Genomic DNA, 6,840 nt, shown 5'->3' on the forward strand with positions numbered 1-6,840 from the left:
GAGGACGTGCCCGGCGACAAGCGCCTGGTGGCCTACGTCGTGGCTCACCAGGGCCTCCCGCTCGAAGTGGCCTCCCTGCGTGACCAGCTCAAGCAGCGGCTGCCGGCCTTCAAGGTGCCCTCCGCCAACGTGGTGTTGGACGCCATGCCCCGCACCCCCAACGGCAAGCTCGACCGCAAGGCCCTTCCCGCTCCGGAGCGCGGCAGCGACCCGGGCACCCATTACCTCGCCCCACGCACTCCCACCGAGACGCTGCTGGCCGGCCACTTCGCCCAACTCCTTCGCGTGGAGCGCGTGGGTGCCGGCGACAGCTTCTTCGAGCTGGGCGGCCACTCGCTGCTGGCCACCCAGGTCATCAGCCGCATCCGCGCCGGCTTCGGCGTGGAGCTGCCCCTGCGCGCCCTCTTCGAGGCTCCCACCGTGGCCGCCCTGGCCCTGCGTGTGGATACCGCCGTGCGCGCCGGCCGGGGCATGCAGGTGCCTCCGCTCGTTCCCGTCGCTCGCGACGGGGCGCCACTGCCTCTGTCCTTCTCCCAGCAGCGCCTGTGGTTCCTCGATCAGCTCGAGCCCGGTAGCCCCCTCTACAACATCCCCGCCGCGCTGCGGCTGGAGGGTGCCCTGGACGTGCAGGCGCTGCGCGACAGCCTCGCGGTGCTCGCCCAGCGTCACGAGTCCCTGCGCACCACCTTCCAGGTCACGCCCGAAGGGCCCGTGCAGCGCATCGCGCCCCAGGCCCCCGCCCTGCTCACGCTGGCGGACCTGGAACACCTGCCCGAAGGCACCCGCTGGGACGAAGCGCGGCGCCTGGCGCATGAGGAGGCGGTGCGGCCATTCGACCTGGCCCGCGGCCCGCTCATGCGCACCACGCTGCTGCGGCTGAGCGAGCGAGATCACGTCCTGCTGCTGACGATGCACCACATCGTCTCCGACGGCTGGTCCACCGGCGTGCTCATCCGCGAGCTGGCCGCGCAGTACCAGGCTGCTGTCTCCGGCCAGCCCTCGGCCTTGCCCGCCCTGCCGGTGCAGTACGCCGACTACGCCGCCTGGCAGCGGGGCTGGTTGCAGGGTGCCGCGCTGGAGACCCAGCTCGCGTACTGGCGCCAGCACCTCTCCGGGGCTCCTCGCGCCCTGGAGCTGTCCACCGACAAGCCGCGGCCCGCCGTGCAGACGCACCGCGGGGCGGCCCTGCCGGTACACCTCCCCCGGGAGCTGTCGGAAGCGATCTCGGCCCTGGCCCGGCGCGAGGGCGTCACGCCCTTCATGGTGCTCCTGGCGGCATGGCAGCTGCTGCTGTCGCGCTACTCCGGTCAGGACGACATCTCCGTCGGCTCGCCCATCGCCGGCCGTACCCAGGGAGAGACCGAGGGCCTCATCGGCTTCTTCGTCAACACCCTCGTGCTGCGCACGAAGCTCGACGGCGATCCCACCTTCCGCGAGCTGCTCGCCCGCGTGCGGGAGAGCGCCCTGGGTGCCTACGCGCACCAGGAGGTCCCCTTCGAGCGGTTGGTGGAAGAGCTCAAGCCCGAGCGCGACCTGAGCCGCACGCCGCTGTTCCAGGTGCTGTTCACCCTGCAGAACACGCCCCGGCAGGAGCTGCGGCTCCCCGGCCTGAGCCTGCGGGGCATCGAGCCCGACATCCGGACGGCGAAGTTCGAGCTGACGCTGACGCTCACGGACACGCCCGACGGCTTCAGCGGCACGCTGGACTACAAGACGGACCTGTTCGAGCCGGCCACCATCGCCCGCATGGCCGGGCACCTGCGAGCACTGCTGGAGGGCATCGCGGCCGGGCCGGAGCAGCGCCTGTCCGCCCTGACCCTGCTGCCCGCGTCCGAGCGCCAGCAGGTGCTGGAGTCCTTCAACGCCGCGCGCGCCACCTTCGCGCCTCGCCGCGCGCTGCACACCCTCATCGAGGAGCAGGCCGCACGGCACCCGGAGCGGCCCGCGGTGGCCTGCGAGGGCCAGGTGCTCACCTACGGTGAGCTGGACGCGCGCGCCAACGGGCTCGCGTGGCGCCTGCGTGAGTTGGGCGTGGGCCCCGACACGTGCGTGGCCCTGTGCCTGGAGCGCTCGGTGGACACGGTGGTGGCGTTGCTCGGCGTGTGGAAGGCCGGCGGCGCCTACGTGCCGATGGATCCCTCCCAGCCCGCCCTCCGCCTGCGAGGGCTGGTGGAGGAAGTGGCCGCGCCCGTGGTGTTGACGGAGGCCCGCCACGCCGCGGCCTTCGCGTCCCTGCCCGCGCACCGCGTGCTGCGGATGGACGCCGGGGACGAGCAGCTCGTGCGCCCGCGCGCGGACGCGCCGCCGTGCGAGGTGCTCGTGGAGCATCTGGCCTACGTGCTGTTCACCTCGGGCAGCACCGGCCGGCCCAAGGGCGTGGCCGTGGCCCATGCGCAGCTGCTCAACTACGTCCAGGCGGCCACCGAGCGGCTGGGGCTGGCCGAGTGCGCCAGCTTCGCCCTGGTGTCCACCTTCGTGGCGGACCTGGGCAACACGGTGCTCTTCCCCGCGCTGTGCACGGGCGGCCTGCTGCACGTGCTCACCCAGGAGCGCGCTGGCAGCCCCGCGGGCATGGCCGAGTACTTCCAGCGGCACCCCGTGGACTGCGTCAAGATCGTCCCCTCGCACCTGGCGGCGCTGATGACGGCGGCCGAGCCCCGGCACGTGCTGCCGCGCAAGCGGCTGGTGCTGGGCGGTGAATCCTCGACCTGGGCCCTGCTCGAGCAGGTGCGGGCGCTGGCTCCCGAGTGCCAGGTGTTCAACCACTACGGCCCCACCGAGACGACGGTGGGCGTGCTCGCGGGCCGGGTGGAGCTGCCACCGCCCCAGCCGGCGCCGGCCGTGGTGCCCCTGGGTTGGGGGCTGGCCAACGCGCGCCTGTACGTGCTGGACGAGGGCCTGCGGCCCGTGCCGGTGGGAGTGCCGGGCGAGCTGTACATCGGCGGCGCACAGGTGACGCGCGGCTACCTGGGACGGCCGGAGCTGACGGCGGAGCGGTACGTGCCGGATCCGTATGCTCCGGTGCCGGGCGCGCGCATGTACCGCACCGGGGACAGGGTGCGCTGGCTGGCGGACGGGCGGGTGGAGTTCATCGGCCGCGCCGACTTCCAGGTGAAGGTGCGTGGCTTCCGCGTGGAGCCGGGGGAGATCGCGGCCGTGCTGCGCGAGCACCCGGCGGTGCGCGAGGCCCTCGTGGTGGCACGCGAGGACGTGCCCGGCGACAAGCGCCTCGTCGCCTATGTGGTCCCCTCGGGAGTGGAGCGGAGCGAGGGCGCCGGAGCCGGCGGGATGGACCTCACGGCCCTGCGCGCCTTCCTGCGGGATCGGCTGCCGGCGTACATGGTGCCCTCGGCCTTCGTCGCGCTGGAGGCCCTGCCCCTCACCGCCAACGGCAAGGTGGATCGCAAGGCCCTGCCCGCCCCGGAGGGCTCGAGCCCCGAGCGCGAGGCCACCCATGTCGCGCCGCGCTCGGCCACCGAGGAGTTGCTGGCCGGGTTGATGGCCCAGGTCCTGCGCGTGGAGCGCGTGGGCGTGCATGACGACTTCTTCGAGCTGGGCGGCCACTCGCTGTTGGCCACCCAGGTCATCAGCCGCATCCGCGCCGCCTTTGGCGTGGAGCTGCCCCTGCGGGCCCTCTTCGAGGCGCCCAACGTGGCCGCCCTGGCCCCGCGTGTGGACACCGCCGTGCGCGCGGGCAGGGGCATGCAGGTGCCGCCGCTCGTCCGAGCGGAGCGCTCGGGCCCGCCGCCGCTGTCCTTCGCGCAGCAGCGCCTGTGGTTCCTGGATCAACTCGAGCCCGGCAGCCCCGTGTACAACATGCCCGCGGCCCTGCGGCTGGACGGGGCCCTGGACGTGCCGGCGCTGGAGCGGGTCTTCACGGAGATCCTGCGGCGCCACGAGTCGCTGCGCACCACCTTCCAGCTCGTGGGCGAGGAGCCCGTGCAGCACATCGCCCCCGCGCGGGCCATGTCGCTGTCGCGGGGAGACCTGCGTGCGCTGCCCGAGTCCCAGCGCGAGGCCGAGGTCCGGCGGCTGGCGCGCGAGGAGGCGCTGCGTCCGTTCGACCTGGCGCGTGGCCCGCTCTTCCGGGCGACGTTGCTCCAGGTGGCCGAGCAGGACCACGTGTTGCTGGTGACGATGCACCACAGCGTGTCCGACGGCTGGTCCACCGGCGTGCTCATCCGCGAGGTGGCCGCGCTGTACGAGGCCTTCTCCTCGGGCCTTCCGTCGCCGCTGCCCGAGCTTCCGGTGCAGTACGCCGACTATGCGGCCTGGCAGCGCGGCTGGTTGCAGGGTGCGACGCTGGAGACCCAGCTCTCGTACTGGCGCCGGCAGCTCGACGGGGCACCCCGCGCCCTGGAGCTGCCCACCGACAAGCCGCGGCCCGCGGTCCTCGCGCATCGCGGCGCCGCGGAGACGGCGCTGCTGCCTCGCGAGCTGGGTCAGGCCGTCACGGAGCTCGCCCGGCGCGAGGGCGTCACGCCCTTCATGGTGCTGATGGCGACGTGGCAGGTGCTGCTGGCCCGCTACTCAGGCCAGGACGACATCTCCGTGGGTTCTCCCATCGCCGGCCGTACCCAGGGAGAGACCGAGGGCCTCATCGGCTTCTTCGTCAACACCCTCGTGCTGCGCACGAAGCTCGACGGCAACCCCACCTTCCGTGAGTTGCTCTCCCGCGTGCGGGAGACCGCCCTGGGTGCCTATGCCCACCAGGACGTCCCCTTCGAGAAGCTCGTCGAGGAGCTCCGGCCCGAACGTGACCTGAGCCGCACGCCACTGTTCCAGGTGATGTTCACCCTGCAGAACACGCCTCGTCAGGAGCTGTCCCTGCCGGGCCTCACCCTGCGCGGCGTCGAGGCCGAGCGCCAGAGCGCCAAGTTCGACCTCTCCCTCACGCTCACCGAGGGCGAGCACGGCCTGGTGGCCAACCTGGGCTACAACACGGACCTGTTCGAAGAGGCCACGGTAGCTCGCATGCTGGGCCACCTGCGCGTGCTGCTCGAGGCCATTGCCTCCAACCCCGACCAGCGCCTGTCCGAGCTGCCGCTGCTCACCGCCGCCGAGCGCCACCAGGTGTTGGTGGACTGGAACGACACCGCCGCCCCGCGGTCCGACTCCGGCCTGTTGCACCAGCTCATCGCGGCCCAGGCGCGGCACTCGCCCGACGTGCCCGCGGTGTGCTTCCAGGACACCTCCCTCTCCTTCCACGAGCTCGACTCGCGCGCCAACCAACTGGCGCACCACCTGCGCTCCTTGGGCGTCGGCCCCGAGGTTCGCGTCGGCCTCTTGCTGGAGCGCTCCGTCGAGTCCCTCCTGGGCCTGCTCGCCATCCTCAAGGCCGGCGGCGCCTATGTGCCGATGGACCCCGCCTACCCCACCGAGCGCCTGCGCTACATGCTCCAGGACTCCTCGGCCCGTGTCCTGCTGACGCACTCCCGGCTCGCCGAGCCTCTCCAGGCCGACGACGTCTCCGTGGTGCTCATGGACGCCCACCACGCCCACATCTCGCGTCACCCCACCAGCGAGCCCGTCTCCGGCGTCTCGGGCCAGCACGTGGCCTACGTCATCTACACCTCGGGCTCCACCGGCCGGCCCAAAGGCGTGATGATTCAGCACGCCTCGGTGCTCAACCTGCTGGCGGCCCTGGCCGAGACCGTCTACCGCGACACCCAGCCCCCGCTGCGCATCAGCGTCAACGCACCGCTCTCTTTCGACGCCTCCGTCAAGCAGCTCATCCAACTGGCCCATGGCCACACGCTGTGCGTGCTGTCCGAGGAGGCTCGCGCGGACGTGCGCCTCATGCTCGAGCAGGTGCGCCACTACCGCCTGGACGTGCTCGACTGCTCGCCCTCGCACCTGCGCCTGCTGCTGGAAGAAGGCCTGGGCGAGCTGCCCGGGGGCTCCCTCCGGCGGGTGCTCATCGGCGGTGAGGCGATTGGCGACTCCACCTGGCAGGTGCTGGCCCACCACCCGCTCATCCAGTTCTTCAACGTCTACGGCCCCACCGAGTGCACGGTGGACTCCACCGTCTGCCTCGCCAGCTCCCACCCGCGCAGCCCCACCATCGGCCGGGCCTTGCGCAACGTGCAGCTGTACGTGCTGGACGCGGCCATGCACCCGGTGCCCCAGGGCGTGCCCGGCGAGCTCTTCATCGGCGGTGCCCAGTTGGCCCGTGGCTACCTCGGCCGTCCCCACCTCACCGCCGAGCGCTTCCTCCCCAACCCCTTCAGCTCCACGCCGGGTGCGAGCCTCTACCGCACCGGCGACAGGGTGCGGTGGCTGCCCGACGGCAACATCGACTACCTGGGCCGCATCGACTTCCAGGTGAAGGTGCGCGGCTTCCGCATCGAGCTGGGCGAAATCGAATCGCAGCTCGAGCAGCACCCCTCTGTCCATCAGGCGGCGGTGCTGGCTCGTGAGGACGTCCCCGGCAATCAGCGTCTGGTGGCCTACCTCACCGCGGCGGAGGGCCACTCGCTGGACTCCTCCGCCCTTCGCTCCTACCTGCGCGAGCACCTGCCCGAGTACATGGTGCCCTCCTCCCTCGTGGTGCTCGAGGCCCTGCCCCTCACCCCCAACGGCAAGCTCGACCGCAACGCCCTCCCCGCTCCGGACTCGGCTCCTTCCCAGGCCGAGCACATCGCTCCGCGCACCCCCACCGAGCAGCTGCTGGCCGGGCTCATGGCCCAGGTGCTGCGCATCGAGCGCGTGGGTGCCGGCGACAACTTCTTCGAGCTGGGAGGCCACTCGCTGCTGGCCACCCAGCTCATGTCCCGCATCCGCGCCGGCTTCGGCGTGGAGCTGCCCCTGCGCGCCCTCTTCGAGGCTCCCACCGTTGCC

General features: G+C 72.4%; 1 protein-coding gene. It reads left to right on the forward strand.

Translation table 11 applies throughout. From position 1 onward, the window contains the following. The coding region (locus tag ACJ8AN_RS32085) for an amino acid adenylation domain-containing protein (RefSeq protein ID WP_407759345.1) at positions 1-6,840 on the forward strand (6,840 nt) is incomplete at both ends.

The sequence above is a fragment of the Archangium sp. genome (assembly GCF_045802675.1).
Lineage (GTDB): Bacteria > Myxococcota > Myxococcia > Myxococcales > Myxococcaceae > Archangium.